Here is a 26,962-nt window from a genome sequence, read left to right on the forward strand (position 1 = left end):
GCCAGATTTTCCAAGGGAGCCGACGAGCATGGGTACGGACAGTTGGAAGGGCCACGTCAACGGGATCCTCTACGGAGTCCAGTTCGACCGGGTGCTCGACGACTCGGTGGTGACCCGGGTCGTCGACGGGGTGACCGCCGGGCTCTACCCGGGAGACCGGGCTGAGACGCGGGACGCGCTGGACCAGGCGCTGCGCTATCCGGGCCCGCTGAACGACCAGGCTGAGACGCACCACAGTGAGGACGAGATCCGCTTGTTCTTCCGCCGACTTGCCGCCGCACTGCACACCCCTCCTCCGAGCTGATCAAGAGGTTTGCGTCAAAGAATCGCCTTCCGGTGACGCAAACCTCTTGATCAACGGAGATGGGGTCGGGCGGGGGCGGCGGGAGTGGTACCAGGTGGCGAAGAGGGCTGCTGCCAGGAGCAGCTCAGCCAGGTCGCCGCCGTAGTACATGAGTTGGGCGGCCGAGCGGAACGCTTCCGGGTCGCGGTCGGTGAGGCCGGGCGGGAGGGTTTCGGCCTGGGCGTACAGGTACTTGGCCAGCGCGGCGTGGCCGGCCGACGCGGCCAGTGACGCGCCGATGCGTACCGCCAGTCCAGGGCGACGCGGCGCCGGGTCCGGTCCGGCCAACGACCAGGCGAAGAGGTAGCCGGCGGCCAGGTAGTGCAGGTGCACGGCGTGGTGCAGGACGGGTTGCCGTTCGGCCGCCGCGTACAGCGGGGTGAGCAGCACCAACGCCAACCCGCCGGTGGTCAGCAGCGCGGCGGTGAACGGGTGGGCGAGCAGGTGCAGCGGGCGGGCACGCAGCAGCCGGCCGACCGCTCGGCGTACCGGCGGCGGCGCGACCCGCAGCAGCAGCGTCACCGGGGCGGCGAGCACCAGCCCCAGCGGGGCCAGCATGCCGAGCAGCAGGTGCTGGGCCATGTGCCCGCTCGGGTTGTCGGGGAGTTGTGCCAGCGGGCCGACGGCGACTGCCAGCAGGGCGCAGCCGACCAGCCAGGAGGCGGTACGTCGGTGGTCCCAACCCCGCGGGTCGCGCACGGCGGCCAGCACGTAGCCGACCGCCAACAACGCGACCGGGAACAAAGGGAACCAGGTCGGCCCTGCCGCACCGTGCCCGGCGTGCGCCAGCGGCCCGGCCACCGTCATCGGGGGCCGTCGCCCGGGCGCCGGGACCGGGCCCACCACACCACAGCGGCGCCGGCCAACAGCAGCACCGCGCCGGACGCGATCCACAGCACGTCGTACGGCAGCAGGTGTACGCCGTAGCGGATCTGGTGCAGCCGGAGCACCTTGTGATCGACCACCCCGTCGAAGACCTGGAACCCTCCGGCTCCGAGCAGGAAGCCACCCCACGCCAGCCGGTTCGACAGAGCACGTCGTCGACGCAGGTCGGCGAACCAGAAGAACCCGCCGACCAGGATGATCAGCTCAGCGGCGTGCAGCAGCCCGTCCGAGAGCAGCGCCACCGATGGGGTGGACCGGTCGTAGAAGTGGTGCCACGCCAGCAACTGGTGGAAGACGATCTCGTCCACCGCAGCCATGATCGCGATGCCGATCAGGACGCCGACGAGCGTGGAGGAGCGTACGTCGGCGGAACGGGGCTTCGGCAGGCTCGAATCGACCACCACACACCTCGCAGTCAACTGGATCAGGTCGGAAATACCCCGAACCGGATGAAACATGCCGGGCCGGAGTGGCGGGAAGGCCCGCTGGGCCGGTGGCACATCCCCGTTTCGTGACTCCTGGGCCACGGGCGGCATGATCATGGAGCCTGGAGGGGCAGCGACAGCCAGATCCCGAGAAGGAGGTGCCCGTGCCGGACGCGGACGAACTCGTCGCCAACGCGCTCGCGGCGGTGCGCGGCACTGACGTACGGCAGGCCGAACGGCAACTGGACCAACTGATGGTCGGCACCGGCGCCGCGGACGGCACCGCGGCGGTGGACGCCGCTCTGCTGCGTCGCCTGGTCCGCGGCCTGGGTCGGCTGTGGCCGCGCGGCTGGCAGCCGGTCGACGTGGACCGAATCACCGGTCGACGGCTCGACGCCCGCGCGGCCCGGCTGGTCCGTGCCGCGATGGCCGCCCAGCGGCGCGATCAGGCCGAGCCGGTCCCGGCCTGGTGGGACGACCAGCTTCGCGAGTTGGCGGCCATCGAGGCCGACGGCAGCGTGTTGGCCGGCTGGGCCAGCCGGGAGGGTCTGGACCGGGCCGACGCGCTCCGCGCGGCCGTGGACACTCTCGCGCTGGTGGAGAGCCTGCCGCCCATCGCGGTGCTGCGCCCACCGCCGGGCACGAGCGGCGCGGCACTGCCCCGCACGGGCGGCACGGCTCGCAGCGGGTCGCCGATGCTGGACCGGGTGCGGGCGCTGCTGGCGAAGGCCGAGTCGACCACCTTCCCGGCGGAGGCGGAGGCGCTGACGGGGAAGGCCCAGGAGCTGATCGCCCGGCACAGCATCGACGAGGCGCTGCTGGCGGCCGGGTCGGAGCGCGGGGATCTGCCCGGCGGCGTCCGCCTGAGCACCGACGCCCCGTACGCGGGTGCGAAGGCACTGCTGGTGCAGGAGGTGGCGGCGGCGAACCGGTGCGAGGCGGTCTGGTCCGACGATCTCGGCTTCGCCACAGTGCTGGGCTGGCCGGCCGATCTGGTGGCGGTGGAGTTGCTCTACACGTCGCTGCTGGTCCAGGCCACGGCGGCGATGCTGCGTGGGCGTGCCGAGCGCCGGCCGGGGTCGGGGCGACGGACGAAGGTCTGGGACGAGTCCTTCCTCAACGCGTTCGCGCTGCGGATCGGCGAGCGGCTGCGCACAGCCACCGAGGCGGCCACCAACGCGGCGGACCAGGCGGCGGCCGAGACGGCCGGGGCGGAACGGCTGTTGCCGGTGCTCGCGGCGCGGGGCGAGGCGGTCCGGGAGCGGTTGGACACGCTCTTCCCCGGCGTCACCCGGCACCGGCTCAGCGTTCGCGACGCCGAGGGCTGGTCGTCCGGCACCTCGGCCGCCGACCGGGCTTCGCTGGACGTCGGCGGCGCCCGGAAGCCCCGACAGGTGCCCGGCCGACCCGATCCGCGCTGAACCATCCGGCGTGGGAACGCGCCCGGCGGTGGTTTCTGCGATTTTCTTCGGTACGCGGTAGGGATCGGGGGAACGGCTCCGACCCTCCGGTGAGTCGCGCCCCGATCGGGGTGCGACCAGAGCCTGAGGAGCATCGCCGTGAAGTACATGCTGCTGATCTGGAACCGGCCCGGCTTCACCGAGGAGCTGAGCGAGCAGGAGCGCACCGCCCTCTTCGGCGAGGTTGACGAGATCATGAAGGAGCTGACCGAGACCGGCGAGCTGATCGGCGGCCAGGCGTTGGCCAATCCGTCGCAGTCGTTGACGGTCCGGCTCGTGGACGGCAGCCCCGAGGTTCTCGACGGCCCGTTCATGGAGAGCAAGGAGCAGTTCGCCGGTTACCTGGCCGTCGACTGCGACAGCCCGCAGCGGGCTGCCGAGATCGCCGCGCGCTGGCCGGACGTCCGGTACGGCGGCGCGATGGAGGTCCGCCCGATCATGGACGAGGCCGGGACGGAGATGTGACCGAGGACCGGACGGTCGAGGATCTGCTGCGCACGTTCGCGCCGCAGGTCCTCGGCCTGCTGGTCCGGCGGCACGGACAGTTCGACAGGTGCGAGGACGCGGTCCAGGAGGCGCTGCTCGCCGCCGCGACGCAGTGGCCCGGGCAGGGCGTACCGGACAATCCGCGCGCCTGGTTGCTCACCGTGGCCACCCGCCGCCTCACCGACGAGTGGCGCAGCGAAAGCGCGCGCCGGGACCGCGAGGTGGCGGTGGCGCGGCGGGAGCCGGCGTACGCCGGGGTGGCGCCCGCGGCGGACGCCGAGCCCGCCGTTCCGGCCGACGACGACACCCTCACGCTGCTGTTCCTCTGCTGCCACCCGGCACTGCCCGGATCGGCGCAGGTGGCGCTCACCCTGCGGGCGGTCGGCGGTCTCAGCACCGCCCAGATCGCCAGGGCGCACCTGGTGCCCGAGGCGACGATGAGTCAACGAATCCGGCGGGCCAAGCAGCGGATCGAGGCTGCCGGGGCAAGGTTCACCATGCCCGGGCCGGCCGAGCGGGGCGAGCGGCTGGGAACGGTGCTGCGGGTGCTCTACCTGATCTTCAACGAGGGCTACACCGCGTCCAGTGGCCCGGATCTGCGCCGGGCCGAGCTGACTGGCGAGGCGATCCGGCTGGCTCGCATCCTGCGCGGGCTGCTGCCCGACGATGGCGAGGTGACCGGGCTGCTGGCGCTGATGTTGCTGACCGACGCGCACCGGGCGGCCCGGGTGGGCTCGGACGGGGAGTTGGTGCCGCTGGCCGAGCAGGACCGCTCCCGATGGGACGCCGCCGCCATCGCGGAGGGGGTCGCGCTGATCACCGAGGCGCTGACCTGGTCGCCGCCCGGCCCGTACCAGCTCCAGGCCGCGATCGCCGCGGTGCACGCCGAGGCCTCGACGGCGGCGGAGACGGACTGGCGGCAGATCGTCGCGCTCTACCGACTGCTGGCCCGGATCGCGCCGAATCCGATGGTCACCCTCAACCAGGCGGTGGCGGTGGCCATGGTCGACGGGCCCCGGGCCGGGCTCGCCCTGCTCACGCCGTTGGACACCGACGAACGCACGGCCGGGCACCACCGGCTGGCCGCAGTCCGGGCTCACCTGTTGGAGCTGGCCGGGGAGGTCGGGTCGGCGCGGGAGGCGTACCTGATGGCGGCGCGGGGCACCACGAGCCGGCCCGAGCAGCGGTACCTGGAGGTACGGGCGGCCCGGCTGACCGGGCAGGGGTGAGCCACGTCGTCTTGCCGTTCTGGCAACAATCTTTGCGCATCACCCGGTCGCCGGTCACAGTCGTGGGCGACGCGCGAAGGAGCAGGCACAGATGACCGAGCAGCACGAGTTCGACAAGGACTACTGGGAGCGGCACTGGCACCAGGCGCACCATGGCCGCCCCGGAGCGATGAGCACGAGTCCCGCGCACCCGTACCTGGCCCGGGAGATCGGCGCTCTGGTGCCGGGCTCGGCGCTGGACGCCGGGTGCGGCGCGGGCGCCGAGGCGATCTCGCTCGCCGCCCACGGCTGGCAGGTCACCGCCGTCGACATCGCACCCGTCGCCCTCGCTCGCGCCGCCGAACGCGCGACGGAGAGCGGGGTCTCCGAGCGCGTGCGGTGGGTGGAGGCAGACCTCACGGCCTGGGCCCCGGACACGCGGTTCGACCTCGTCACGACGCACTACGCGCACCCCGCGATGCCGCAGTTGGCCTTCTACGACCGCATCGCCGGTTGGGTGGCGCCCGGCGGCACCGTCCTGATCGTCGGCCACCTGCACACCTCGGAAGCCACCGAGCAGGGGCACGGGCACGGACACGGACATGGGCACCACCCGCCCGACGAGGCTTCGGTCACCCTCGCGGACATCACCGCCGGTCTGGACGACACCACCTGGGAGATCGTCACCGCTGAGGAGCACCGCCGCACGATGCCGGGCCGGGAGGCCCCGCTGCACGACGTGGTCGTCCGCGCCACCCGACGCCCCTGAGCACAGCGTCGGCTCGCTGATCGAGGAGGCCGGACACAGCACGCCGGGCCGGTGATGATCACCGGCCCGGCGTGCGGGTTACGTCGTACGTCAGCTCTTGAAGGCGTCCTTGATCTTCTCGCCCGCCTGCTTGAGCTTGGCGGTGGACTGGTCAGCGCGACCCTCCGCCTCCAGCTGCTCGTTGTCGGTGGCCCGACCGGCGCCTTCCTTCAGCTTGCCGGTCGCGTCCTCGGTGGCGTTGTTGATCTTGTCGTCGAATCCCATTGCCAACCTCCATTGCAAGCGTCGCTACGACAACAGAGGTACCCCCGTCGTCACCGGCCCAACCATTACCGTCGTCACAGATCGGCAGCGGCCGAACGAAAGCGACGCAGCCGCAGGCTGTTGGCCACCACGAAGACCGAGGACAGCGCCATGGTGGCGCCGGCGATCATCGGGTTGAGCAGCCCGGCGGCGGCCAACGGCAGGGCCGCCACGTTGTAGCCGAACGCCCAGAACAGGTTGCCCCGGATGATGCCGAGCGTGCGTCGGGACAACCGGATGGCGTCCACCGCCGCGTCCAGGTCGCCCCGGACGAGGGTGAGGTCGGCCGCCTCGATCGCCACGTCGGCGCCGGTGCCCATGGCCAGCCCCAGGTCAGCCTGGGCCAGCGCCGGGGCGTCGTTGACCCCGTCACCGACCATCGCCACCGACCGCCCCTCGGCCTGGAGCCGCTTGATCACGTCGACCTTCCCGGCCGGCAGCACCTCGGCGATCACCTCGTCAACGCCCACCTCGGCGGCGACCGCGCGAGCCACTGTGGTGTTGTCCCCGGTCAGCAGGACCGGGGTCAGCCCCAGCCCGCGCAGCCGAGCCACCGCCGCCCGGCTGGTCGGCCGGACCACGTCGGCGACCGTGAGCACGCCCCGGGCCCGTCCGTCCCAGCCGGCGACGATCGCCGTACGGCCCGCGTCCTCCGCGTCGCGCACGGCCCACTCGACCTCCGGCGGTACGTCGATCTCGCGCTCGCGCAGCAGCCGGACCCGGCCGACCAGCACGGCCCGGCCGTCGACAGTGCCGGTCACCCCAAGCCCTTCGAGGTTGCCGAAGGCGGTCACCGGGGGCAGGGCGCCCGCCTCGGTGGCAGCCGCCGCGACCGCACGGGCGATCGGGTGCTCGGAGGCGGCCTCCACCGCCCCGGCGAGCCGGAGCAGCTCGGCCCGGTCCACACCGCTCGCCGGCACCGCGTCGACCAGTGTCATCCGGCCGGTCGTCACGGTGCCGGTCTTGTCGAGGACGACCGTGTCCACCCGGCGGGTCGACTCCAGCACCTCCGGGCCCTTGATCAGCACGCCGAGCTGGGCGCCCCGACCGGTGCCGACCAGCAGCGCCGTCGGGGTGGCCAGGCCGAGCGCGCACGGACAGGCGATGATCAGCACGGCCACGGCGGCGGTGAACGCGGCGGTCGGACCGGCCCCGGTGCCGAGCCACCAGCCCAGCGTCCCGATGGCGAGGGTGATGACGATCGGCACGAAGACCCCGGAGATCCGGTCCGCCAGCCGCTGCACGGCCGCCTTGCCGCTCTGCGCCTGCTCCACCAGGTCGGCCATCCGGGAGAGCTGGGTGTCCGCGCCGACCCGGGTGGCGGTGACGATCAGCCGCCCGCCCGCGTTGATCGTGGCGCCGACCACGCCGTCACCAGGGGCGACCTCGACCGGCACCGACTCACCGGTGAGCATGCTGGCGTCGACCGCGGAGGTGCCCTCGTCGACCACTCCGTCGGTGGCGATCTTCTCCCCGGGGCGGACCACGAACCGGTCACCGACGGCGAGCCGGTCCACGGGGATCAGGGTCTCCACGCCGTCACGCAGCACCGTCACGTCCTTGGCGCCGAGGTCGAGCAGGGCGCGCAGGGCCGCGCCGGCAGTCCGCTTGGACCGGGCCTCGAAGTAGCGACCGGCCAGGATGAACACTGTGACCCCGGCGGCCGCCTCCAGGTAGATGTTGCCGGCGCCGTCGGTCCGGGTGATGTCGAAGCGGAACGGGTGCGTCATGCCGGGCATCCCCGCGTCACCGAGGAAGAGTGCCCAGAGCGACCAGCCGAACGCGGCCAGGGTGCCGAGCGACACCAGAGTGTCCATGGTGGCCGCGCCGTGCCGCAGGTTGGTCCAGGCGGCCCGGTGGAACGGCAGCCCACCCCACACCACCACCGGAGCGGCCAGGGTCAGCGACAACCATTGCCAGTAGTCGAACTGCCAGGCCGGGACCATGGCCAGCAGGACCACCGGCACGCTCAGGGCCACCGACACCCAGAGCCGGGTACGCGGTCCCCGCAACGGGTCCACCGGGGGTTCCGCGCTGGGCGGGGCCGGCAGCGCCGCGGTGTAACCGGTCTTCTGCACGGTCCCGATCAGGTCGTCCGGTGTGACGCCGTCGGCGTACCGGACGGTCGCCTTCTCGGTGGCGTAGTTGACGGTGGCGCTCACCCCGTCCATCCGGTTGAGCTTCTTCTCGATCCTGGCGGCGCACGCGGCGCAGGTCATCCCGCTGATCGCCAGTTCGATCCGGTTCGGTGCCTCGGGCAGCGGTCTGCTGGTGGTGGTCATCGTCTGGTCCCGTCAGTTGTGTCCGTGCCCGGGGGTGCCGTGGTCGGCCCCGCCGGTCGGCGCGGGTCCGCTCGGGGTGGGGGCGACTCCGGTCGGGGTGGGGGCGACTCCGGTCGGGGTGGGGGCGACTCCGGTCGGGGTGGGGGCGGCGACCACTGTGAACTCGGCGGTGTGCACCCGCCCGCCGTGCTGGAAGTCGAGGTAGAGCCGGTAGCTGCCGGCCGAGGGCACCTCGGCGAGGAAGGTGACGGCCGGACCGGGCCGGGTGCGCCCATCGCCGGGCGTTCCGTCCGGGTGCACGTGCAGGTACGCCAGATCACCCCGCCGTAGTGCCACCAGATGCCCGTACGCGCCCAGGTAGGGCTCCAGGTCGGTGACCGGCTGCCCGTCCCGGCTGACGGTCAGGGTCAGCGACGACGTGCGGCCGGGCTGCGGCGCACCGGTCAACGTGACCGTGTAGCCGTCGACGGTGGTGCTGGTCGCCGGGGCGGGCAAGGGCCGTTCGGTCAACTCGCCGGGGACGGTCACGTCCACGCCGAGGGTCAGCGGCTCACCCCCGGTCGGGGTGAAGTCGGCGAACGCCCGCCACTGCCCGGGGCCGGCCAGCGGGGTGTCGACCCGCCAGATGCCGTCCGGGGCCAGCTCGGGGTGCACGTGGCGGAAGCCGGAGAGGTCCCGCCGGGCGACGATCAGGTGCATCTGCTTGTCGTGCGCCACGTCGTACCGCGTGACCGGTTGACCGTCCGGACCGGCGATCCGGAAGGCGAACTCGTCGGCCTGGGCGTCGACCGGTTCGAGGGTGTAGCCCCGGTCGGAGACGAGCAGGCCGCCGGGGAGCCGGTCGGCCGTCTCGTCGTGCTCGCCCGTCGCATGGGCGGCGTCGCCGTCGTGCCGGCCCTCGACCACCGGGGCGCGGTCGACCACCCGGCCGATCCCGTACGTCGTGCCGAAGACCGCCGCGAGGCCCACGGCGAACCCGGCCAGTCTCGTCACGGTGCGCATGCCCGCCCTCCGATCACGCGTCGACGAGGTCGTAGCCGGCCTCGTCGACGGCAGCCCGGACAACTCCCAGGTCCAGTGGCTGGTCGCTGCTGACGGTGACCCGGCCGGCCGCGAGGTCGACCTGGACGTCCTGCACGCCCGGGATCGCGCCGACCTCGGCGCTCACCGCGCTGACGCAGTGCCCACAGGTCATGCCCTGCACCTGGTACGTCGTGTTGACCATTGGATCGTCTCCTTCTCGGTACCGGTACCCGGTGGGGGTATCCCACCCGAAGACGACCGTACCATACCCCCCAGGGGTACGCTATCCTGGTTCACATGACCGCACCCACCCCGATCCGCGGGTACACCGCCAGCAAGGACCAGCTGCTCACGCGGCTCCGCCGCGTCGAGGGGCAGGTCCGCGGCATCGAGAAGATGGTCGACGACGACCGCTACTGCATCGACGTGCTCACCCAGATCTCCGCCATCCAGGCCGCACTCGACAAGGTGGCCCTCGGGCTGCTCGACGGGCACGCCCGGCACTGCATGCACGAGGGCGCCGCCGAGGGTCGGGCCGACGAGATGGCCACCGAGATGATGGCGGCGGTCGGCCGGCTCATGAAGCGCGGCTGAGCGCGCTCAGTCTGGCGCGGGGTCGAGACGGACCCGGCGCAGCAACTGCGCGTTGAGCGCCACCACGATGGTGGACGCCGACATCAGCACCGCGGCCACCGCCGGGCTCAACGCCACACCGGCCCAGGCCAGCACCCCGGCGGCCAGCGGCAGCGCCACCACGTTGTAGCCAGCCGCCCAGGCCAGGTTCTGCCGCATCTTCCGGTACGACGCCCGGGACAGCCGGACCACGGCCCCCACCCCGCGCGGGTCCGAGGATGCCAGCACCACCCCGGCGGACTCGATGGCCACATCGGTGCCCGCGCCGATCGCGATGCCCACGTCCGCCCGGGCCAGCGCCGGCGCGTCGTTCACCCCGTCACCGACCATCGCCACGACCAACCCCCGCCGCTGGAGCTCGGCCACCCGGTCGTCCTTCTCCGCCGGCAGCACCTCGGCGAAGACCTCGTCGACGCCAGGTCGGAAGCCGAGGTCGGCGGCGACCGCCTCGGCGACCGACCGGGCATCACCGGTGATCATGGCGATGGTGCGGACACCCTCGGCACGCAACTCGTCGACGGCGCGCCGGGCCTCCGGACGCACCTCGTCGGTCAACGCGAACGCCCCGAGCACGGCGTCCGGCAGCCGCACCAGGTGCAACACTGCGGCACCCCGCGCCGACCACCGCCCGGTCGCGGCCTCCAGCTCCGCCGGGAGCGGAAGGCCCAGCTCCCGCAGCAGCGCCGGCCCGCCCACCGCGTACTCCCTACCGTCGATTGTCGCTTTCACACCGCGGCCCGGCAGCGACCGGAACCCGGCAGCCCGGGCCGGACCGGCGCGCCCGGCCGCCGCCACGATCGCCCGGGCCAACGGATGTTCGCTGTCCGACTCGACACCGGCCGCGAGCCGCAGCACCTCGTCCCGCTCGACGCCGGACGCCGTCACCAGGTCGGTCACCCCGTGCTCGCCCCGGGTCAGCGTGCCGGTCTTGTCGAAGAGCACCGCGCCGACGGTCCGCATCCGCTCGAGGGCCAACCGGTCCTTGACCAGGATCCCGGACCGTGCGGCGAGCGCGGTGGAGAGCGCGACGACCAGCGGGATGGCGAGACCCAGCGCATGCGGGCAGGCGATCACCAGGACCGTGACCGCACGGACCACCGCCTCGTCCGGCTGACCGAGCGCGGTCCAGACCAGCACGGTCAGCACGGCAGTGCCGGTGGCCAGGTAGAACAGCGCGGCGGCGAACCGGTCGGCCAACAGTTGGGCCCGGCCACCGGAAGCCTGGGCCTGCGCGACCATCCGCTGGATGCCGGCGAGGGCGGTCTGCTCACCCAACGCCTCGACGCGCACCCGGATCGCCGAGTCGGTGGCGACGGTGCCGGCCACCACCCGGTCACCCGTCGACCGGGCGACCGGGCGCGACTCCCCGGTGATCATCGACTCGTCCAGCTCGGCGCCGCCCTCGACGACCCGGCCGTCCGCCGGCACCCGACCCCCCGGCCGGACCAGCACCACGTCGCCGATCCGCAGACCGGTCACCGGCACCGCCTCGACCCGCCCGTCCGCCGCCACCCGTTCGGCCTTGTCCGGCAACAGCGCGGCCAGCGCCGCCAGTGCTCCCCTGGCCTGCCCGATGGCCTTCATCTCCTGCCAGTGCCCGAGCAGCATGATGGTGACCAGCGCGGCCAACTCCCACCAGAAGTCCAGGTCGAAGGCGCCGACGCTGGTCGCCAGGGACGCGGCGTACGCGACGGTGATCGCCATCGCGATCAGCAGCATCATCCCGGGCGCCCGGTCCCGCACCTCCCGAACCGCACCGACCAGGAACGGCCACCCACCCCACCAGAACACCACCGAGCCGAGCACCGGCCCCACCCAGGCCTGACCGGCAACGCCGCCGTCCCCGGCCAGGCCCAGCTGATCCGACACGAGACGACTCGTCAGCACCACCGGGATGGTCAACACCAGGCAGACCCAGAACCGGCGACGGAACATCGCCGGATCGTGCCCGGCGTGCTTGTCGTGCCCGGCGTGCTTGTCATGCCCGGCGTGCTTGTCGTGCGGCATGGGTTCGGCGCGTCGCGATCGGTCTGGATCGGGCGGTGACGAAGCGGGCATGGCTCCAACATGCCGTCCCGGAGACCGCCGCGCGAGTGGTTCGGCCGCCCGACACTCCGCCACGACCTGCAACCCCCGGGTGGGCTGGCTAGCATCTCCCACGATGGCCCTCCGAATGCCGCTGCACAGTCGGGCACCGGTGCCGCTACGTCGTGGCGTCGCCCCCGGCCGACCGGGCCGAGCACTGACCGTCCGTGATCAAGCGGTCGTCAGGCAGCGATCCGCCCCGCCGTCCGCCGCGTTTCCACCGCAACGGTGAACCGCCCGGCCCGCTGACCCGTATCCCGCACCGGACCGTTGGGAGTCTCGCTTTGGGTTCCGGCCACACTCACCCCGCTCCGTCCGCCCCACCACGGGTGCGACGGATCCTCGTCGTGACGGTGGTACCCCTCTTCGTCGCCACAGTGCTGGCCGCGGCGCTGCTCTGGCCGCGCGGCGGGTCACCGCAGACCGACGGTGGTGCGGACGTGCCGCGCCACTCCGGCACTGTCACCCGGGTGGTGAGCGAGCCGTGCCCGTCGGTGCCGTCGGTTCCCGAGGGCACACCGAGGGTCGGCGACGGGCGGTGCGGCACTGTCGACGTCCGGGTGGACGACGGGCCGACCGCCGGCCAGCAGGTACGGACTCCGGTGCCCGACGGACCCGGCGCACCCCGGGTCGAGGTCGGCGACGAGGTCATCCTGGTCGAGCTGGCCGACCCGACCGATCCCACCACCAGCAACTGGAACATCGCCGAGCACCAACGCGGCACCCCGATGGTGTGGCTGGCGGTGATCTTCGCGGCCGCGATCGTCGCGTTCGGTCGGTGGCGAGGTCTGGCGGCGCTCGCCGGGCTGGCCGCCAGCTTCGCCATCCTGCTCACCTTCGTGCTGCCGGGCATCAGCGCCGGCAGGTCACCGCTGCTGGTGGCGGTGGTCGGCGCGGCCCTGATCATGTTCGTGGTGCTCTATCTGACCCACGGGGTCACCGCACAGACCTCGGTCGCGGTGCTCGGCACCCTGGGCAGCCTGGTGCTGACCGGCGTGCTCGCCACCGTCGCCACGGCCGCGACCCACCTCACCGGCTTCGGCAGCGAGGACGCCACCACCCTGTCGATGTTCCAGGGCGACGTGGACCTGCACGGTCTGCTGCTCGCCGGGATCATCATCGGATCGCTCGGGGTGCTCGACGACGTGACGGTCACCCAGGCGGCCACCGTCACCGAACTGGCGAACGCCAACCCGGGGCTGACCCGGTTGCAGCTGTACCGGGCGGCCACCCGGGTCGGCCGCGCGCACATCGCCTCCACTGTCAACACCATCGTGCTGGCGTACGCGGGCGCGTCACTGCCCCTGCTGCTCCTGCTCACCGCCGACTCGCGGCCGATCGGGCAGATCCTCACCAGTGAGTTCCTCGCGCAGGAGATCGTCCGCAGCGCGGTCGCCACCCTCGGTCTGATCGCCGCCGTGCCGCTGACCACCGGGCTGGCCGCAGTGGTGACCGCCGCCGGGCGCACCGCTGCCACGGCGTCCACCGACGCTCCCGCGCCCCGGCCGCAGCCGGACCGCAGCGAGGCACTGGCCGCACTCAGCTCACCGCGAACGACCGGCTCCGACGAGCCGGACCGGACGCGGACCGCACCCCCATCCCAGGCCACCGACCGGTGGCCGAAGTCGAACAGGAGCACGGATACGGCATGGTGACACTCCTCAGCGTGACCAGATCGGGCATCCACCCTGAGAACCGCGTCACTGGTCACTCAACGCTATGGCGAAATGACGCTTTTGGTCGGCAGCCAGGCGTAGCTCACCCGGCCGACTCTCGGGTAACCTCGCTGCCGGTTACCGATGAAGGCGCGAAGCGGCGCCTGCGGTGCCACCGCCCAATCGCCAACCGGCGAGCCGGGGACCCAGGTACCTGGGGTGAATCCGCATCAGCGGTAGGGGCCACTTCCGCCCCGAACCCGTCAGCTAACCCGGTCGGCGGTCGACGGAAGGGAACATTGTGACGGCACCCCTACGCCGCTGGATGACACCCGTGGTGGCCGTGATCGCCGCACTGACCGTGCTCGCCGGGCCGCTCCCAGCGCACGCCGCCCCGACGACCCCCACACCGTCCGGGCACGAGGAGGACGGCGAGCCCAAGCTGCTCAACGACGTCATCGAGCAGGCCAACCGCGACTACTCCGCCGCGAAGTCCAAGCTGGACAAATCCAAGAAGCGGCAGGACGAGTTGGCAGCGGAGGTCAACCGGGCCAAGGCCGACCTGGACGCGTTGGCCCCGCAGGTCGGGCAGATCGCCGCCCAGGCGTACCGGACCGGCCGGATCGGCGCGGTCGCGATGCTGCTGGAGAGCGACGCGCCCGACTCGTTCGTCCAACGCGCCGGGATGCTCGACGAGATGAACATGGTCAACGAGAAGAAGCTCTCCGAGGTCAACGAGGTGAAGGCCCGCGCCGAGCAGGCCAAGCTGGCCCTCGACACCGAGGTCCGCGAGCAGCAGAAGCAGACCGCCCTGATGGCCAAGCGCAAGAGCGAGGCCGACAAGGCGCTCTCCCTCGTCGGCGGCAAGGGTTTCACCGGCGGCCTGGTGGATGCCACCTCCAAGGTCGCGAAGATCGGCCCGGGTCGCACGGCCGACGGTGACTGGAAGCCCCAGTCGTGCAGCGAGAACGACCCCACCACGTCCGGCTGCATCACGCCGCGCACGCTGCACGCGTACAAGGAGGTCAAGGCGGCCGGCTTCAACCGGTTCGTCGGCTGCTACCGCCCCGGCGGGCCGTGGGAGCACCCGAAGGGCCGCGCCTGCGACTGGTCGCTACAGAAGAGCGGGTTCTCCCCGTGGCACAACAACGACACCCGGACGTACGGCAACAACGTCGCCGCATTCCTCATCCGTAACGCCGACCGGCTCGGCATCTACTACGTGATCTGGAACCGGCAGATCTGGTTCCCGGCCACCGGCTGGAGTTCGTACAGCGGGCCGTCGAACCACACCGACCACGTCCACATGTCGCTGCTCTGACCCGCACGATCCCCGTCGAGGGCCGTTCCGCGTGACGCGGAGCGGCCCTCGTCGCGTCAGACTGCGGCAGCCGCGGCCGGGTCGGTCGACTCGGGCGATCCGGCCGGGGTCTCCAACGTCGCGAGGTCGGCCGGTACGGCGGCCACCGGGCGCACCGCTCCGGCGGCCAGCCGGTAGGACACCCCCACCACCGCGCACCGCCCCCGCGCCACCGAGTCGGCCAGCACGGGCGACTGCCCGAGCAACGTCTCGACGGTCTGGGCGATGTGGATGTCGACGATGCCGTCGATGTCGTCCACGCCCTCGGACGCGGCTCGGCGCAGGCTGGGCAGCACGGCGTCGACCACCGCGCGCAGATGGCCACTCGGCGCGGTACCGGTCGCGGCGGACTCCCGGGCGGCCTGCACCGCACCGCACGAGTCGTGGCCGAGCACCACCACCAGCGGGGTACCGAGGACGGTCACCGCGTATTCGACGCTGCCGAGCACCTCGGGGCCGGCGGTGTGCCCGGCGGTGCGAACCACGAACAGGTCGCCCAGGCCCCGGTCAAAGATGATCTCGGCGGCCAGTCGCGAGTCGGAGCAGCCGACGATCACCGCGAACGGGTGTTGCCCGTCGGCGACGGCAGCCCGGTGCCCGGCGTCCTGGTTCGGGTGGCGGGGAGCGCCGTCGACGAAGCGCCGGTTGCCGGCGAGCAGCTCGGCGTACGCCCGGGTCGGCTCGCTGAGCGAGGTGGCCAGGTCGGTGGTCCGCTGCGGACCCGGCTGAATGCCGGAGCTCCCGGTATGACTCATCCCGCACCTCGTCTCGACGCATCTGACCTGGTCAAGCCGGTTTTCCGCCGACCGGGCGGCGGGCGCTGGCTCGTGCTCCACCGTCACACGCACCGTAAGATGCGTCAAGGTATGCGTGATTTAGATTTCATACGTTGACTCAGGCCACCCCCTGGGCAATCTTCCCGGGGCAGGGCGGACCAGACTCTCGCAAAGGCAGGCGGACATCCGGAAAGGCGGTCACACGATGGCGAGCACGGTGACGGACGACACCGGCGGCGGGCGGAACTGGACGTTCCTCACCAATCACGGGCACGTCCTGCTGGCCATCGGCCGCGACCCGACCGCCCGGCTGCGTGACGTGGCCGCCGAGGTCGGGGTGACCGAACGGGCTGCGCAGGCGATCGTCGCCGACCTGGAGGCGGGCGGTTACCTGCACCGCACCCGGGTCGGACGACGCAACGAGTACACCCTCAACCCGGCCGGCCGGTTCCGGCACCCCGCCGAGGCCGACCGGCAGGTCGGCGACCTGCTCGCGCTGTTCGCCGACGCTTCCACCGCGAAGACAGAGCCCCAGGCCTGACCCTGGTCACCGGGGGGGCCGCTGACCGACGGTCACGGCGGTAACCTTTGCGGGTGCGCGAATGCCCGCCGTTGAGCGCGACCCCGTCCCGCCGTGCCCTTCGCGGCGTCCTCAGTGGAACGCTGGCGGTCCTGCTCGGCGCCGGCCTGGTGGCACCCTCCCCCGCGAGCGCCGCGCCGCCCCTCTGCGGTCCCACCGGCACCGACAGCCTGACCCAGATGCCGTGGGCGCTCCGCCGGCTGGAGCCGTCCTCGGCGTGGCCGCTGTCCCGGGGTGCCGGGGTCACGGTGGCCGTGATCGACTCCGGAGTCTCCGCCGCCCACCCGCTCCTCAAGGGGCAGGTGCTCGAGGGTCGCGACTTCAACGGCCTGCCGGCCCGGCAGGGCCAGTGCGACGAGGCCGGGCACGGCACGCTGATCGCCGGCATCATCGCGGGCCGGGAGGGCACTGCCGTCCCCTTCAGCGGCATCGCCCCGGCCGCCCGCATCCTGCCGATCCGGGTTCTGCCGCAACTCGGCGCGGTCAACAACCCGCAGCTCCCCGCGCAGATCGCCGCGGCCATCGACTGGGCGGTCGCGCAGGGCGCTGACGTGATCAACCTGTCCCTGACCACAATTCCCCGCCCCGAACTGACGGAGGCCGTCGAGCGCGCGCTGGCCAAAGGGGTGGTGCTGGTCGCCGCCGCGGGCAACCGGTCGGAAGATTCGCAGAACCTGCCGGGTTACCCGGCCGCGTACCCCGGGGTGATCGCGGTCGGCGGGGTGGACGAGCAGGGCGGCCACGTCGGCACCTCGATCAGCGGCGACTACGTCGACATCGCCGCACCCGGGATGAACATCGTCGGGCCGGCGCCCGGAAACAACGGCTACCGCACCGTGCCGGAGGGTGGCACCAGCTACGCCGCCGCGTACGTGTCAGGAGTGGCCGCGCTGGTCCGGGCCGCCTACCCCAGTCTCGACCCGCAGCAGGTAGCGGATCGGCTGGAACGCACCGCGGACAACCCACCCGAGGGCCAGAACGCCGACATCGGCCACGGGACGGTCAACCCGTACCGGGCGGTGTCGAGCCTGCTCGGCACCCGGGCGAACCCGCCGGCCGGCGCGCTCCCGGCGCCCGCCGTGCGAGAGGACCCGCTGAGCTGGCAGCGCCCCACCGCGATCTGGGCGGCGGTCATCGGCGCGCTGCTCGCCGGGCTGCTGCTGGTCGCGCGACCGATCATGGCCCTTGGCCGCCGACGCGACTGGCGCCCCGGCCGACGCACCGACGCCCCAACTGGCGGCTGAGCGGCGCACCGCAGCCCGGTGCCGACGCCTACGCCCGCCAACGCCAGACACAGAGCGGCTCCGGGCCGGGCGAACCGGACCGGAGCCGCCAGTGCGAATGCCTCAGCTCCACACCTTGGAGTTGCTCATCTCCGTGGTGAGGTAGTTTTCGCGGGCGATGCCCACGGCACCGCCGATCTCGTTCAGGATCCGGTTGATGTCCCGGACCGCCGCGTCCCACTTCGCCTGGTGCTGCTCGTAGGCGACCCGGTCCTCGCCGTCCCAGTGCAGCTTGGTCAGCATCGACCGCAGCGTGTCAAGCTTTTCCTCGAGGGTCTTCGAGATGGCCTGCATCTGCTGGTTGCTGCTCTCGAGGACCGCATAGTCAACTTTGATCGTCACGTTTTCCTCCTCTGCCGGCTACGGATCACGGGTTGAGAGCAGAGTGGAACTTGTCCAGCATCTGCTGCTGCTCTTCGTCGTTGACCTGGTGCGTCGTACCCGACTTGTCGAGCAGGTCAGCGATGCTGTCCATCGCCGTCAGCAGTTTGACGGTGTCCTCGTTCCAGCGCGTCATCAGCGACTGGAAGCCCGTGGACGCCTGACCCTTCCACGCGATGGCCAGGTCGTCGACCACGTTCCACAGCTTCTTCAGCTCGCCGTCGACCTCGCTGCGCGTGGACCGCACGTCACTCGCGGCGGTATGCAGAGTCGCAGCTTCGACCTCGAACGCCATGCTTCACACCCTTCCGTCTGTTGTGGTGGCGGCTTCGCCGCATCCTCCCCCGCGGCAAGGCAGCAACACCCCACCGACGGACACTCCTGTGAAGACCGTAGCGGAACGTGTCCAGCCCTCGCAGCCCTGACCCGTGACGTTCGATGGATGGTGGTGAATCGGGCCGGAACGGCCCACCACCCCCTACCGAACGACCGACCGCGCTCAGGTTGGCTCGGACCAGGCGGTCTGGATCAGCTGCTGGCCATCACGACGGCGAACCAGGGTGCCCCGGCCGGGCGGTTGCGGGCTCGGCCGCAACGTGCCGAAGACCGCGCCCTCCTCCCGGTTGCCGGACATCAGCAGGCCCGGCGAGTCCAACTCGCGAAGCCGTTGCAGCACCGGCTCGTAGAGCGCCCTGGACACACCACCGACCCGGCGCGTGACGATCAGGTGCAGACCGATGTCGCGGGCCTGCGGCAACAGCTCGTGCAGGGCGCTCAGCGGGTTGCTGCCGCCCGAGGCAACCAGGTCGTAGTCGTCCACCAGGATGTAGAGGTCCGGACCCTTCCACCAGCTCCGATCACGCAGCTGGGCGGTCGTCACGTCCGGGCCGGGCAGTCGGTTGGACAGCGCGCTGCGGATCGACCCGAGCCCCTGGGCGAACGCCTGGTTCGACGGGGCGTAGTCGAGCAGGTGGTCACCCTCCACCGCCCCAAGCAGGCCACGCCGGTAGTCGGCGATCACCAGCCGGGCCTGCGCCGGCGTGTACCGCTCGGTGATCCCCCGGGCGATCAGGCGCAGCAGGTTGGTCTTGCCGCACTCCGCGTCGCCGAAGACCGTCAGGTGCGGCTCGTTGGCCAGGTCCAGGTAGACCGGCGCGAGTGCCGACTCGTTGACGCCGATCGGGAGACCGGGTGCCGACCGGTCGATGATCCGGGCCAGCTCCGCCACCGGCAGCCGGCGCGGCAGCAACCGCACCTTCGGCGCCGGGCGACCCGGCCAGTTCGCCGCCACGTGCCCGGCAAGGGACAGCGAGGCCTCGCTCAGGTCGTCGATGTCGCGACGGCCGTCGATCCGCGAGATGGCGGTGAGGAAGTGCAGCTTGTCCCGGGTCAGGCCACGACCGGGGGACTTCTCCGGCACGTTGTTCGCCGCCCGACGGTCGATCTCGGACTCCGACGCGTCGCCGAGGCGCAGCTCCAACTTGGTGCCGAGCAGATCCCGCATGTTGATCCGGATCTCCGCCCACCGCACGGCGGTGAGCACCACGTGCACACCGAAGCCGAGGCCTCGGTTGGCCAACGTGGTGATGGTCTGCTCCAACTCCTCGTACTCCTGGCGCAGGGTGTTCCACCCGTCCACCACCAGGAACACGTCGCCGAACGGGTCGTCGGCGAACTCGCCGGCGGCACGGCGACGGCGGTAACTCGCCACCGAGTCGATGCCGTGCTGGGCGAAACGAGCCTCCCGCTCGTCCAGAACGGCGACCACCTCGGCCACCGTCCGACGGACCGCCTCGACGTCGCGCCGACCCGCCACCCCGGCCAGGTGCGGCAACCGCTCCATGCTGCGCAGCGCGCCCCCGCCGAAGTCCAGGCAGAAGAACTGCACCTCCCGGGGCGTGTGCGTGAGCGCCAACGAGGCCAGCAACGTACGCAGCATCGTGCTCTTGCCACTCATCGACCGACCGACGATGACCACGTTGCCGCCGGCCCCCGCCAGCTCGACCATCATCGGGTCCCGACGCTGCTCGTAGGGGCGGTCCACCACGCCGACCGGCACGGTCAGTCGCCCACGCCCAGGCCAGGAGGCGGTACACAACCCGTAGGTCGGGTCCACCGCCAGCGGACCGAGCAGCTCACCCAGGCCCGGCGGATCGGCCAGCGGCGGCAACCACACCTGGTGGGCGGGGCGGCCCCGACCCTTGAGCTGGTCGATCAGCACGTCGAGCATCGCCACGGCCTTGCCGTCGGCCGGCTGCTCCGGCTCCGGGGCGGTGGCCACCGGCATCTGCGGGACCTGCACCGGAACGAAGTCGAGACCGTACGGCACGATCCGGCGCTGCACCAGCGCCTGCGAGGCGGAGGCCTGCTGCCCCGGCGCCCGGTACGCCCCCGACACGTACGCGGCCCGGAACCGCAGCATGGTGCTGGTGTCCGTCTTCAGGTAGCCGTGGCCCGGCGCGTTCGGCAGCTCGTACGCGTCCGGTACGCCGAGCACGATCCGGCTCTCCACCGCGGAGAACGTGCGCAGACCGATCCGGTACGACAGGTGCGTGTCGAGGCCCCGCAGCTTGCCCTCTTCGAGGCGCTGGCTGGCCAGCAGCAGGTGCACGCCGAGGGACCGACCCAACCGGCCGATCATCACGAACAGGTCGATGAAGTCCGGTTTGGCGGCGAGCAGTTCGCTGAACTCGTCACAGATGATCAACAAGCTGGGCATCGGCGCCAGCGGCTCACCGGCCGAGCGCGCCTTCTCGTACTCGAAGCGGGAGACGTAGTTGCCGGCCGCCCGCAGCAGCTCCTGCCGGCGCACCATCTCGCCGGCGAGCGCGTCGCGCATCCGGTCGACCAACGGCAGCTCGTCGGCCAGGTTGGTGATCACCGCGCTGGTGTGCGGCAGCGCCTCCAGCGAGGCGAAGGTCGCGCCGCCCTTGAAGTCGACCAGGACGAAGTTCAGTTCCTCCGACGAGTGGGTCACCGCCAACGCGGCAACCACCGTACGCAGCAGCTCGCTCTTGCCGGAGCCGGTCGCACCGATCACCAGACCGTGCGGGCCCATGCCCTCGTGCGCCGACTCCTTGAAGTCGAGCTCGACCACGTTGCCGTCCGGGCCGACGCCGAGCGGGATGCGCAGCCGGTCGCGGTGCCCACGCGGGCGCCAGGTGTTCTGCACGTCCACCGCCGCGGCGTCACCGACGCCGAGCAGGTCCGGTAGCTCCGTGCTGCGGGCCAGCGGCTCGTCGCCGCCGGTCTGCTGCTGAGAGAGCCGGAAGGGGGCGATCTGTCGGGCCAGCCCTTCGGCGGCCTCGGCGCTGAGCCGGTCGGGCCGACCCAGCGTCGACGACGAACTGCCCCGGACCAGGTCGAGTGAGCTTCCGTCATTCACGTCGAGGCAGAGCAGCCAGCGGCCGGCGTCGCGCGGCACCGTCCCGGAGAGGTCGATCACTGTGGCGCCGAGCAGCCCCGGGCCAACCAGCTGGCAGGTCGGCGAGATCTCCCCGCCGTCGATCACCACGACCAGGTGCGGGGCGGTGGTCAGCGGCTTGGCCTCCGGCGCGAACCGGGGCCGCCCGCCCAACTCGGTGGCGAGCGAAGCCTCGGCCTCGGCCAGGCTGGCGAAGACCAGCCGGCGCGCGCCGGCCGCGTCCGTACGACCGCTGTGGTGGGCGTGTGGCAGCCACTTCACCCAGCCCCAGGACGACTGCCGGTCGGGTGCGGCGACCACCGCGATCACCAGGTCGTCCGGTGCGTGGAAGGTGGCCAGCTGCCCCAGCGCCGCCCGGGTCAGGTCGAGCACCGGTTCGCGGTCACCGCGCAGCACCACCCGGCTGAACGCGCGCACCGACAGCGCCGTGGGCAGGTCGGGCACCGTGGAGTGTGCCCGGACGAACCGGCGAAGCGCGATGGCGCTCATCGGCTCCAGGTCCTCCACCGGCTTCGTCTCCGGTGGGACGATCTCCACGGCGAGCCGCTGCGGGCCGAGGGCGATCCGGGTCTCGCCGAAGTCGTCCTCGGTGATCCGTCGCTCCCAGAGTCGCCGGGAGGCGGCGATCGACCAGAGCGCGTCGGGCTCCGGGTGCCGCCAGGCCATCGCGGCCCGCTGCTGCTCGGCGGCACGCCGGGTGCGCTTGCGCATCTGCGCCAGGTAGCGCATGTAGTCACGGCGATCGGCGTTCAGCTCGGCCTTGTCCTTGCCACCGCTGTTGGCCAGCGAGCCGATCGCCATGCCGAGCATCGAGACACCGAACAGACCACCGGCGACGTAGGTCATCATGCCGCCGCCCTTGCCGGCGTAGAGGAACGCCATGGCACCGACCCCGCAGAACATCGGCAGGATCATGAGCAGTTGCCCCATCCCGCGGGGCGTCGGCTCGGGCAGCTCGGGAGGCGACTCCAGCAGCACCTCGCCGCGCGGTAAGGCCGGCCCCGGCTGACGCGGGAGCCGGCGGAACACCACCGTGCTCACGGCTGTCTCCTCCCCAGAAGCGGCCCTGATGACGTGCGGCCGCGGAACACCGCCCGCGGGTGGGCATCGTACGTGCCGTCATCGTAGGTAATCTGCCGTGTGCGCGGTGGACCCGGACCGCAGCATTCCCGCCAGCCGATCACAGACGCACACCTGGAGGCCACTGTGGCGACGAAGACGGCGACCGGTGGTCTCAGCCGGATCACCATCGTGGCTCCGCGTACCCGGATGGATCTGGCGCTGCCGTCGGATGTGCCGTTGGCCGACCTGCTCCCCACCCTTCTGCGCTACGCCGGTGAGGACATGGCCGACGAGGGTGCTCGGCACGGCGGCTGGGCACTGTCCCGGTTGGGCGGTGCGCCCCTCGACGGTGGTCGTACCGCGGCGCAGCTCAGCGTCCGGGACGGTGAGGTGCTCTACTTCAACCCCCGGTCCGACGCCGCGCCGGAGATCGTCTTCGACGACGTGGTGGACGCGGTCGCCACCGCGACCAACCAGCGCCCCGGCGCCTGGCAGGTCGGCGCGACCCGCTCCTTCGCTGTGGCCTTCGCGGCGGCGGCGTTCGGCGCCGGTGCGCTGGCCGCCCTCTTCGCCGGTCCGCCGCACCTGCCCGGCGCGCTGGCCGCGCTGCTGGTCGCGGTGGCGCTGCTGGTGGGCGCGGCGGTGCTCTCCAGGGCCGCCGGTGACAGCGGCATCGGCGCGGTGCTGGCCCTGGTCGGCCTGGTGCACGCGGCCACCGGCGGCCTGCTGTTGCTCGCCGGCGATCGATCGCTGACCGACCTGGCCAGTCCGCATGTCCTGCTCGCGGCGACCGCCGCGGTGGTGGCCGGCGCGGTGGCCGTGCTGGCCGTCGGCGACCGGTATCCCCTCTTTTTCGCCGCGATCGGGGTCGCGGCCGCGACCGGCCTGGGCGCGGTGCTCTGCCTGGTCCTCGGCCTCGACGCGGCGGCCTCCGCCGCGGTGGTCGCGGCGGTCGCGTTCGGCGTGGTGCCGGCGCTGCCGATGATGGCCTACCGGCTGGCTCGCCTGCCGGTGCCGTCGATCCCGACCGGTCCGGAGGACCTGAAGACCGACAGCGAGTCGGTCGACGGCCGGCAGGTGCTCCAGCAGAGTGAGCGCGCCGACCAGTTCCTGACCGGCCTGCTGTGGACGGTGTCGCTGCTGGTGCTGGGCGCGCAACTCGTGCTGGCTCTGGACGGCCGCCTGCCCGCGGTGCTGCTGTGCCTGGTGCTGGCCCTGCTGGCGCTGCTGCGGGCCCGCCCCCTCCTGGGCCGCTCGCAGCGCACCCCGGTACTGCTGGCCGGCACCGTGGGTCTGGGCCTGGCCGCCGCGACCACCTTCGCCGGTGGGTCGCTGGCGGTCCGGCTCGGCCTGATCCTGGGCGGTCTGGTGCTCGCCGCGGTGATCAGCCTGATCTACGGTCTTACCGTCGCCGGCAAACGCATCTCGCCGGTCTGGGGCCGCCTGCTCGACATCGCCGAGATCCTGCTCATCATCTCGCTGGTGCCGCTCGCCTTCTGGGTCTGCGGCCTCTACGGCTGGATCGTCAACCTCCGACCCTGACCGTGCACCGCCGCCACACCGGTCAGCGCGCCCGCGGACCGGTGGAGACGCCCAGCGCCGACGCGACCGGAGCGGTGGCGTAGACGCCCGGAGCATGCTGACCGTCCATCGGCCGGGTCGACGCGCCCACCCGGTCGGCGACCTCACGAACCACCTTGACCAGGGCCTCGACGTGGTTGTCCATCGCCGCGACCCGCAACAGCGGTGCCGCCACCCGACCGTCCGACGAGACGGTCACGGCCACCGTGTGCGACGGCGCCGAGGTCGCGGTGATCGCGTCCACGAGCGGACCGAGCGGCGCGTCGAAGCGGCCCCGCAGAGCCATGCAGCGGTGCGTCCAGCCGCCGCCGCGCAACCCACTCCAACTCTCCGCCGGCGCCTCGGGCACCAGGTCCAGACCGGCGGCCGAGACGATGGCCGCACGTAGCTCCTCCCGGCCCAACGGACGATGGGCCAGCCCCGCCGAGGTCAGCGCCTTGCCGAGCCGGCCGATCCCGGCCGCCACCGTCCGGTGTACGCCGGTCAGCCCGCCGCCGCGGCTCACCGCCTCGACCCGGGCCTCCCGAACGGTGAGCCGCAGCGCCACCCACACGGTCCGGTGGGCCGCAGGCGGCGCACCGGGTGACGGGTACCAGACCAGCGTGTGCGCGACGACCTGGGCCCGGGAGACCGGGGCGCTGAAGTCCGCGAGCACCCGCAGCGCGCGGTCCACCGCGGCGGCGTCGACGGAGCCGACCGCCGCACCGGTCGCGGACTGCAGGGCGACGGCGGCGAACCAGCCCTGGTCGTCACGCCCGATTCCGAGCCGGGTGCCTCGGTCGGTCAGCTCGATGACGCTCAGCTCAGGGGCGAGCGCGGCCAACCTCGGGTCGGTCGCCGTACCGCTGGCCAGCGCGGCCGACGCCCGCTCACCGCGTCGCCGCAACCGTCGGCGCAGCAGCAGGTCCTCGAACCACCAGCGGCCGCCGCGACGGGCGAAGGCCGCCAGGACGACCAACAGCGCCGCAGTGCCCGCCGCGGCGAGCACCCAGCTGGGTCCGGCCGTGGCGGCCCAGACGCCGACCACGCACAACTCCAGTACGACGAGCTGCCCGACCAGCACGGGGCCGACCCGTCCACGGCCGGGCCGCTCGGCCGGGGGCGCCGGCCGGGTCGGAACGTCCACAGGGTCCGTGACCGCTCGGGCGGGTGGCGCCTGAACCTGCGTCATCGCTGACTGTCCCTCCTGCACGGTACGGCTCTGCGCCGGGTCGGTCCGGTGCCGGCCACGAGCGGTGGTCCCAAGGAACCACCGTCGGCCCCTTATCGTAGGGAAGCCCGCGACGGCACCCCGACCCTGATCGTCGCGGATCCACCCCGCCGGAGGTAAGTCATGCGGACCCGCCGCGATCAGGTGCAGGCGTACCGCTTCGTCACCCGCCGCATCGTCTCCGCCTTGCTGTCGGGCGATCCGGAGACCACCAACCTGCCGATGCGACGGCTCGGCATGGCCGTCTTCGGCAGTGTCCTCACCGCGGCCATCGTGCTCGGCGGGGTGGGTGCCTACGGCCAGTTGACCGGTGGCGCGGCGCCGCTGGACGACCAGACCCTGGTCATCGAACGGGAGACCGGCGCGACGTACGTGTTCATCGAGGGCAAGCTGCACCCGACGCTCAACTACACCTCGGCGCGCCTCATCGTGAACGACGCGAGTGCCCAGGTGCGGACGATGTCCCAGGCGTCGCTGCGGGACCGCCCTCGCGGCGTCACCGTCGGCATCGTCGGGGCACCAGACGCCCTGCCGGACCGCAAGTCGCTGACCGGGCTGCCCTGGTCGGTCTGCGACGTGCCCGACCCGGTCGACCGGCAGCGGTCCAGCACCCGACTGGTGATCGACCGGGCCCTGCCCGGCGGCACGCCGCTGGGTGACCGGGCGGTGCTGGTCTCGGTGAACGACCAGCGGTACCTGGTCACCAACAACACCCGACTCCAACTGCTCGACCCGTCCCGCACGATCACCGCGCTGCGGATGGCCGGCACCGAGCGACTCCAGGTCGGACAGCAACTGCTCAACGCCGTGCCGGCCGGGCCACCGCTGCGCCGGCCGTCGCTGCCCGGTGAGGGCGAGCCCAGCAGTCGCAAGGTGGCCGGGCAGTCGCACGACGTCGGTTCGGTGTTCAAGGCCGCCGGGCGGCACTACGTGCTGACCCGGGACGCTCTCGTCTCGATCAGTGAGATCACCGCTCTGCTGCTCGTCAGCAACGGCGGTCGGATCACCGACATCACCCCGAACCAGGCCAGCGAGGCGTTCGAGGAGCGGCGGATCGAGGAGGAGGGGGTGCCCCCGACGATGCCCGCCCTGTACCCGGCCCAGCCCGGTCAGACCACGCTGTGCGCGACGTACCGCAAGGACAGCTCGGGCGGCCCGCCGACCACCACCCTGGAGGTCTTCGACCGGGTGCCGAGCGAGTTGACCGACAGCGATCCTGGTCTGGTGCCGGTGCGCCAGACCAGGCGCGACGCCGTACGCACCGCCGAGGCGGTGCTGCTGCCCGGCGGCAAGGGTGTCATCGCGCAGGCCTCGCCCGGTGCCGGGACCAGCGGGTCCGGCGCCGCCGGGTCGACGATCTACCTGATCAGCCCGCAGGGCATCCGGTATCCGCTCGGCTCGGCGGCGACACTGGACGTGCTCGGCTACGGCGGGATCACCCCGTTGGCGGTGCCCGGGTCCCTGCTCGCACTGATCCCGACCGGGCCGACTCTGGACCGCGAGGACGCGTTCGCCGTCTTCGCTCCCGACGGGCCGGCACCGTCCGCACCGCCGTCGGCCGCGCCGAAGTCGGGCTCACCGTCCCCGGCGCCGCCGTCGGGCACGCCGTCCGCGGCGCCACCGTCGGGGTCGTCGTCCGCCGTGCCACCGTCGGGGTCGACCCCGTCGAGTCCGGCCGGTGGCACCCCGTCGAGCGGCGGGACCGGCGGGGGGTCCACGGAATCGACCGGCACCGACGGCTGAGCAGC

24 protein-coding genes and 1 riboswitch are annotated in these 26,962 nt (G+C 72.5%); of the genes, 12 read left to right on the forward strand and 12 right to left on the reverse strand.

The window, feature by feature from the left end; all coding sequences use genetic code 11:
* Nucleotides 1–28 precede the first annotated feature (28 nt).
* Nucleotides 29–304: a hypothetical protein gene (locus tag ACFYP0_RS09535; RefSeq protein WP_356977547.1), complete on the forward strand. Its 276-nt coding sequence runs from the start codon at nucleotides 29–31 to the stop codon at nucleotides 302–304.
* Here ACFYP0_RS09535 and ACFYP0_RS09540 read toward each other — a convergent pair whose 3' ends face one another.
* Entirely contained in the window at nucleotides 305–1,150 is an 846-nt protein-coding gene (locus ACFYP0_RS09540) for a cytochrome c oxidase assembly protein (RefSeq protein WP_356977549.1), read from the reverse strand.
* Complete coding sequence (locus ACFYP0_RS09545) at nucleotides 1,147–1,629, reverse strand: DUF2243 domain-containing protein (protein WP_356977551.1); 483 nt, start codon at nucleotides 1,627–1,629, stop codon at nucleotides 1,147–1,149. Before ACFYP0_RS09545 ends, ACFYP0_RS09540 begins: the two co-directional genes overlap by 4 nt.
* A 188-nt stretch (nucleotides 1,630–1,817) precedes the next feature.
* On the opposite strand from ACFYP0_RS09545, the gene ACFYP0_RS09550 reads away from it, so the two are divergent.
* The 4 genes from ACFYP0_RS09550 (at nucleotide 1,818) to ACFYP0_RS09565 (ending at nucleotide 5,576) form a co-directional block, all read left to right on the forward strand.
* Entirely contained in the window at nucleotides 1,818–3,074 is a 1,257-nt protein-coding gene (locus ACFYP0_RS09550; RefSeq protein ID WP_356977553.1) for a DUF2786 domain-containing protein, read from the forward strand.
* A 147-nt stretch (nucleotides 3,075–3,221) separates the two neighbouring features.
* On the forward strand, nucleotides 3,222–3,578 hold the full coding sequence (locus ACFYP0_RS09555; protein ID WP_238682127.1) for a YciI family protein: 357 nt from the start codon (nucleotides 3,222–3,224) through the stop codon (nucleotides 3,576–3,578).
* The gene (locus ACFYP0_RS09560; RefSeq protein WP_355493711.1) at nucleotides 3,575–4,828 is read left to right on the forward strand and encodes an RNA polymerase sigma factor; all 1,254 of its coding nucleotides are present in this window, start codon (nucleotides 3,575–3,577) and stop codon (nucleotides 4,826–4,828) included. The genes ACFYP0_RS09555 and ACFYP0_RS09560 overlap by 4 nt, the downstream gene beginning before the upstream one ends.
* 91 nt (nucleotides 4,829–4,919) lie before the next feature.
* Entirely contained in the window at nucleotides 4,920–5,576 is a 657-nt protein-coding gene (locus tag ACFYP0_RS09565) for a class I SAM-dependent methyltransferase (protein ID WP_355493710.1), read from the forward strand.
* Between the two features lie 90 nt (nucleotides 5,577–5,666).
* Here the strand turns inward: ACFYP0_RS09565 and ACFYP0_RS09570 are convergent, their stop codons facing one another.
* The 4 genes from ACFYP0_RS09570 to ACFYP0_RS09585 form a co-directional block, all read right to left on the reverse strand.
* Nucleotides 5,667–5,840: a CsbD family protein gene (locus ACFYP0_RS09570; RefSeq protein ID WP_036410891.1), complete on the reverse strand. Its 174-nt coding sequence runs from the start codon at nucleotides 5,838–5,840 to the stop codon at nucleotides 5,667–5,669.
* A 74-nt stretch (nucleotides 5,841–5,914) separates the two neighbouring features.
* A complete protein-coding gene (locus ACFYP0_RS09575; protein ID WP_355493709.1) occupies nucleotides 5,915–8,161 on the reverse strand; it encodes a heavy metal translocating P-type ATPase in 2,247 nt (748 codons plus the stop codon).
* 12 nt (nucleotides 8,162–8,173) lie between these two features.
* Complete coding sequence (locus ACFYP0_RS09580; protein ID WP_355493708.1) at nucleotides 8,174–9,163, reverse strand: hypothetical protein; 990 nt, start codon at nucleotides 9,161–9,163, stop codon at nucleotides 8,174–8,176.
* A gap of 13 nt (nucleotides 9,164–9,176) precedes the next feature.
* Nucleotides 9,177–9,386: a heavy-metal-associated domain-containing protein gene (locus tag ACFYP0_RS09585; protein ID WP_355493707.1), complete on the reverse strand. Its 210-nt coding sequence runs from the start codon at nucleotides 9,384–9,386 to the stop codon at nucleotides 9,177–9,179.
* A gap of 95 nt (nucleotides 9,387–9,481) precedes the next feature.
* Here ACFYP0_RS09585 and ACFYP0_RS09590 point away from each other — a divergent pair, with 95 nt between their 5' ends.
* A complete protein-coding gene (locus ACFYP0_RS09590) occupies nucleotides 9,482–9,778 on the forward strand; it encodes a metal-sensitive transcriptional regulator (RefSeq protein WP_088951268.1) in 297 nt (98 codons plus the stop codon).
* A 6-nt stretch (nucleotides 9,779–9,784) separates the two neighbouring features.
* On the opposite strand, the gene ACFYP0_RS09595 is transcribed toward ACFYP0_RS09590, so the two are convergent.
* Nucleotides 9,785–11,824 carry a heavy metal translocating P-type ATPase gene (locus tag ACFYP0_RS09595; RefSeq protein WP_355493706.1) on the reverse strand — a complete coding sequence of 680 codons (2,040 nt, stop codon included), beginning with the start codon at nucleotides 11,822–11,824 and terminating at the stop codon, nucleotides 9,785–9,787.
* A gap of 362 nt (nucleotides 11,825–12,186) precedes the next feature.
* On the opposite strand from ACFYP0_RS09595, the gene ACFYP0_RS09600 reads away from it, so the two are divergent.
* Nucleotides 12,187–13,557, forward strand: coding sequence for a YibE/F family protein (locus ACFYP0_RS09600; protein WP_355493705.1), 1,371 nt, complete (start codon nucleotides 12,187–12,189; stop codon nucleotides 13,555–13,557).
* Nucleotides 13,558–13,723: 166 nt separating this feature from the next.
* Nucleotides 13,724–13,854: riboswitch (cyclic di-AMP (ydaO/yuaA leader) on the forward strand.
* 4 nt (nucleotides 13,855–13,858) lie between these two features.
* Entirely contained in the window at nucleotides 13,859–14,878 is a 1,020-nt protein-coding gene (locus ACFYP0_RS09605; protein ID WP_124859177.1) for a coiled-coil domain-containing protein, read from the forward strand.
* Between the two features lie 56 nt (nucleotides 14,879–14,934).
* On the opposite strand, the gene ACFYP0_RS09610 is transcribed toward ACFYP0_RS09605, so the two are convergent.
* The gene (locus tag ACFYP0_RS09610; RefSeq protein ID WP_355493704.1) at nucleotides 14,935–15,672 is read right to left on the reverse strand and encodes a carbonic anhydrase; all 738 of its coding nucleotides are present in this window, start codon (nucleotides 15,670–15,672) and stop codon (nucleotides 14,935–14,937) included.
* Between the two features lie 226 nt (nucleotides 15,673–15,898).
* Here ACFYP0_RS09610 and ACFYP0_RS09615 point away from each other — a divergent pair, with 226 nt between their 5' ends.
* Both ACFYP0_RS09615 and mycP read left to right on the forward strand, forming a co-directional pair.
* Nucleotides 15,899–16,234, forward strand: a complete 336-nt coding sequence (locus ACFYP0_RS09615; protein ID WP_124859173.1) for a helix-turn-helix transcriptional regulator — start codon at nucleotides 15,899–15,901, stop codon at nucleotides 16,232–16,234.
* A gap of 53 nt (nucleotides 16,235–16,287) precedes the next feature.
* The gene (mycP, locus tag ACFYP0_RS09620) at nucleotides 16,288–17,517 is read left to right on the forward strand and encodes a type VII secretion-associated serine protease mycosin (protein ID WP_355493703.1); all 1,230 of its coding nucleotides are present in this window, start codon (nucleotides 16,288–16,290) and stop codon (nucleotides 17,515–17,517) included.
* 102 nt (nucleotides 17,518–17,619) lie between these two features.
* Here the strand turns inward: mycP and ACFYP0_RS09625 are convergent, their stop codons facing one another.
* From ACFYP0_RS09625 to eccCa, 3 genes are all read right to left on the reverse strand, one after another.
* Entirely contained in the window at nucleotides 17,620–17,898 is a 279-nt protein-coding gene (locus ACFYP0_RS09625; protein WP_030329555.1) for a WXG100 family type VII secretion target, read from the reverse strand.
* A 25-nt stretch (nucleotides 17,899–17,923) separates the two neighbouring features.
* Nucleotides 17,924–18,232, reverse strand: a complete 309-nt coding sequence (locus ACFYP0_RS09630; RefSeq protein WP_030329557.1) for a WXG100 family type VII secretion target — start codon at nucleotides 18,230–18,232, stop codon at nucleotides 17,924–17,926.
* A gap of 204 nt (nucleotides 18,233–18,436) precedes the next feature.
* Nucleotides 18,437–22,402, reverse strand: coding sequence for a type VII secretion protein EccCa (gene eccCa, locus ACFYP0_RS09635; protein WP_356977559.1), 3,966 nt, complete (start codon nucleotides 22,400–22,402; stop codon nucleotides 18,437–18,439).
* A gap of 165 nt (nucleotides 22,403–22,567) precedes the next feature.
* Here eccCa and eccD point away from each other — a divergent pair, with 165 nt between their 5' ends.
* The gene (gene eccD / locus ACFYP0_RS09640; protein WP_355493702.1) at nucleotides 22,568–23,965 is read left to right on the forward strand and encodes a type VII secretion integral membrane protein EccD; all 1,398 of its coding nucleotides are present in this window, start codon (nucleotides 22,568–22,570) and stop codon (nucleotides 23,963–23,965) included.
* Nucleotides 23,966–23,987: 22 nt separating this feature from the next.
* Here the strand turns inward: eccD and ACFYP0_RS09645 are convergent, their stop codons facing one another.
* A complete protein-coding gene (locus ACFYP0_RS09645) occupies nucleotides 23,988–25,175 on the reverse strand; it encodes a type VII secretion protein EccE (protein WP_355493701.1) in 1,188 nt (395 codons plus the stop codon).
* A gap of 162 nt (nucleotides 25,176–25,337) precedes the next feature.
* Here ACFYP0_RS09645 and eccB point away from each other — a divergent pair, with 162 nt between their 5' ends.
* Nucleotides 25,338–26,957, forward strand: a complete 1,620-nt coding sequence (gene eccB, locus ACFYP0_RS09650; RefSeq protein WP_356977561.1) for a type VII secretion protein EccB — start codon at nucleotides 25,338–25,340, stop codon at nucleotides 26,955–26,957.
* The last annotated feature ends 5 nt before the right edge of the window (nucleotides 26,958–26,962 follow it).

It is taken from the genome of Micromonospora arida, assembly GCF_042873195.1.
GTDB lineage: Bacteria > Actinomycetota > Actinomycetes > Mycobacteriales > Micromonosporaceae > Micromonospora > Micromonospora arida.

Coding starts and splice junctions, on each gene's coding strand:
- ACFYP0_RS09540 (WP_356977549.1), bottom strand. CDS start 1,150: ATGACGGTGGCCGGGCCGCTGGCGCACGCCGGGCACGGTGCGGCAGGG.
- ACFYP0_RS09555 (WP_238682127.1), top strand. CDS start 3,222: ATGCTGCTGATCTGGAACCGGCCCGGCTTCACCGAGGAGCTGAGCGAG.
- ACFYP0_RS09570 (WP_036410891.1), bottom strand. CDS start 5,840: ATGGGATTCGACGACAAGATCAACAACGCCACCGAGGACGCGACCGGC.
- eccB (WP_356977561.1), top strand. CDS start 25,338: ATGCGGACCCGCCGCGATCAGGTGCAGGCGTACCGCTTCGTCACCCGC.
- ACFYP0_RS09645 (WP_355493701.1), bottom strand. CDS start 25,175: ATGACGCAGGTTCAGGCGCCACCCGCCCGAGCGGTCACGGACCCTGTG.
- ACFYP0_RS09610 (WP_355493704.1), bottom strand. CDS start 15,672: ATGAGTCATACCGGGAGCTCCGGCATTCAGCCGGGTCCGCAGCGGACC.
- ACFYP0_RS09590 (WP_088951268.1), top strand. CDS start 9,482: ATGACCGCACCCACCCCGATCCGCGGGTACACCGCCAGCAAGGACCAG.
- ACFYP0_RS09630 (WP_030329557.1), bottom strand. CDS start 18,232: ATGGCGTTCGAGGTCGAAGCTGCGACTCTGCATACCGCCGCGAGTGAC.
- ACFYP0_RS09615 (WP_124859173.1), top strand. CDS start 15,899: ATGGCGAGCACGGTGACGGACGACACCGGCGGCGGGCGGAACTGGACG.
- ACFYP0_RS09535 (WP_356977547.1), top strand. CDS start 29: ATGGGTACGGACAGTTGGAAGGGCCACGTCAACGGGATCCTCTACGGA.
- ACFYP0_RS09565 (WP_355493710.1), top strand. CDS start 4,920: ATGACCGAGCAGCACGAGTTCGACAAGGACTACTGGGAGCGGCACTGG.
- ACFYP0_RS09580 (WP_355493708.1), bottom strand. CDS start 9,163: ATGCGCACCGTGACGAGACTGGCCGGGTTCGCCGTGGGCCTCGCGGCG.
- ACFYP0_RS09585 (WP_355493707.1), bottom strand. CDS start 9,386: ATGGTCAACACGACGTACCAGGTGCAGGGCATGACCTGTGGGCACTGC.
- ACFYP0_RS09595 (WP_355493706.1), bottom strand. CDS start 11,824: ATGCCGCACGACAAGCACGCCGGGCATGACAAGCACGCCGGGCACGAC.
- ACFYP0_RS09575 (WP_355493709.1), bottom strand. CDS start 8,161: ATGACCACCACCAGCAGACCGCTGCCCGAGGCACCGAACCGGATCGAA.